The 376-nt window shown below is 64.1% G+C and carries 1 protein-coding gene; it reads right to left on the bottom strand.

The genetic code is table 11. The features are described from left to right. Positions 1–376: helix-turn-helix domain-containing protein (locus AY633_RS13700; RefSeq protein ID WP_222101836.1), on the bottom strand; the 376-nt coding region annotated here is incomplete at both ends.

Below are 376 nucleotides of genomic sequence, written 5' to 3'. Positions count from 1 at the left end.
AATCGCTGAGCGCCCGGTAAAATCGTCCGATCGCCTCGCTCACCCCCGGATAATTTTCCGCGACCTCCAGCACTTCGTCGCGGGCGATGCCGATGTCGCGCACCAGCGCGTCGGACAATATCTCCCCCAGCGCGCTGGCGGCCCCTTCCTGCGTGCTGGCGACGAAATCGCGAATGTCAATGTCATAGACATTGGCCAGCCGCAGCAGCATCGGCGCCGTCAACGGCCGCGGGTTGCGCTCCAGAGGGTTGAGATAGCTGGGCGACACCCCCAGTTCCCCCGCCATCCGCGTCTGGTTCAGCCCCAGCTCCCGCCGCAAAACCCGCAGCTTCGGCCCCAGATAGAGTTTCCGATCGTGCGCCATACTGTCACTATG

This window comes from Planococcus maritimus, assembly GCF_001592825.1.
Classification (GTDB): Bacteria; Bacillota; Bacilli; order Bacillales_A; family Planococcaceae; genus Planococcus; species Planococcus maritimus_C.
Note: the sequence above shows the minus strand (reverse complement) of the source record. Positions and strands in the feature narration are given on the sequence as shown.